Source organism: Xenorhabdus sp. PB61.4 (assembly GCF_963894935.1).
GTDB classification, from domain to species: Bacteria; Pseudomonadota; Gammaproteobacteria; order Enterobacterales; family Enterobacteriaceae; genus Xenorhabdus; species Xenorhabdus stockiae.
The window spans coordinates 1-1,997 of record NZ_CAWQJR010000114.1 but is presented as its reverse complement, the minus strand read 5'-3'; the positions used below and the strand labels follow the sequence as shown (position 1 = coordinate 1,997).

Sequence of the window (1,997 nt, the reverse complement as noted above, 5' to 3'; positions counted from 1 at the left end):
TTATAAATCTTTTCATTATCCTAAACACCAAAGCTTTATCAGAATAATATTTTAGATATAGATCACATTATTGGTCATAAAAAACCTTTATTAAACTTACGATCACTTTCTCAAAAATAGAATAAATCATAAGATCAGCCTTTACTGTTTGATAGATATACAATAGAAATATAGTCACAAAAAATAGCCAAGGCCACAATATGTCAAACAGGGAAAATCAGATACTGCAAATACTAAAGAGGGATCCTTTTATACAACAGCAAGAAATTGCAGATATTCTTGGTATTAGCCGTTCCTGTGTTGCAGGGCATATTATGAACCTAAGTAAAAAAGGCTATATAAAAGGGAAGGGTTATATTCTTGCCAGTGATGTTTATGCTGTTACTATTGGAGCAGCCAATATAGATATAACCAGTTATTCCTTTGATAAATTAGTATATAATGATTCCAACCCAGGGAAAATCATTTCCACCCCCGGTGGGGTAGGAAGAAATATTGCACAAAACATTGCTGCATTAAAAAATGAAAGCTATTTAATTTCTGTTGTTGGTAATGACCAACATGGTAAAATATTATCAGAGAAAACAAAATTATCAGGTGTTAATACTAAATACCTACATAAACTGGATGATGAAAAAACATCAGTCTGTAATTCATTTATTGATGAAAATGGAAAATGTATTATTTCGATAAATGATATGGGCATTCTTGATAAACTTAATCCATCATTACTCTCTCAATCCAAGAAATTGATTCAGAGTGCCAGTGTACTGGTTATTGATTGTAACTTATCTCATGAATCATTAGAGTGGATATTTCTTAATTCCAATAATGTCCCGATTTTTGTTGATACAGTTTCTACATTCAAAGCATCTAATATCCGCCACTGGCTACCTTATATTCATACACTGAAGCCTAATCGTTCTGAAGCTGAGATGTTAAGTGGTATCAAAATTGAAACACTGGAAGATGCTACTCTCGCTGCTTCTTGGTTTCACCAGCAAGGTGTTCAACGGATAATTTTGAGTATGGATGCAGAAGGTGTCTATTACAGTGAACTAGATAATAAATCCGGTTACTCACGCGCATTAAAAAATAACATTGTTAATGCCAATGGTGCTGGTGACGTTATGATGGCAGGACTTGCTCATTGCTGGCTGGCAGGAATGGATCTGGAAGACAGCGTTCACTTTTCTCAGCAATGTTCTGCTTTTACTCTATCATCAGAAAATATTGATATATTCCCCAATAAATTCAGTCTTCGGTAAAACCAGTACTAATTTTTTAAATAAATATCCGGGCGAAATATTTGCCAAACAAAATTTTCACGATTAACAGGTGAATAACCCAATTTTTCATATAACCAATGTGCAGATGAAGTTACCAACATAACTCGTCGAAGTTTCTGAATAACAGGATGAGATTGGCAACATTCCATTAGCCAGCTTCCCAGATGCTGTTTTTGATATGCTTCCAATACATAAACATCACATAAATACCCAAAAGTTGAAAAATCTGTCACGAATCTAGCAAATCCTATTTGATTTTCCTTATCATACAATCCGAATGTCAGACTATTTTCAATTGAGCACTGAACAGTTTCAATATCGATTCCTTTCGCCCAATGAGATTGGGTAAGAAACTGATGGATTGCTGTAACATCTAACAAAGATTTATCTGTTGATACGTGATAATTTTCTTTTTTCCAATGTAGATATTGTTTCATATTTTACTCTATTATTTTATTGAGTGTTTGCTTTACAATATCAAATTGAATTATGACTGCAATAAAAATTTATTACTACCCTTAATCACTAACCTATCGGTTTCATAAATAATATAAATCATGTGAAAATTCCTAATAAAATGTATCGTATAAGTTTAGTAACTCAACAACCACCGACTAAAGTCGGTGGGTTAGTGATTAACGGACTGAAAGTCCGGATACGCATCGGCTAAACGATGCGTCAATTATCCAGCCTGAAGTGATCATTCGG

General features: G+C 33.5%; 2 protein-coding genes. One reads left to right on the top strand and one right to left on the bottom strand.

All coding sequences use genetic code 11. The features are described from left to right. Positions 1–200 precede the first annotated feature (200 nt). Positions 201–1,268, top strand: a complete 1,068-nt coding sequence (locus AACX68_RS07030; RefSeq protein ID WP_228860840.1) for a PfkB family carbohydrate kinase — start codon at positions 201–203, stop codon at positions 1,266–1,268. An 8-nt stretch (positions 1,269–1,276) separates the two neighbouring features. Here AACX68_RS07030 and AACX68_RS07025 read toward each other — a convergent pair whose 3' ends face one another. Then, positions 1,277–1,726 (bottom strand): GNAT family N-acetyltransferase, encoded by a 450-nt coding sequence (locus AACX68_RS07025; RefSeq protein ID WP_228860839.1) that lies wholly within the window; start codon positions 1,724–1,726, stop codon positions 1,277–1,279. Positions 1,727–1,997: the final 271 nt, after the last annotated feature.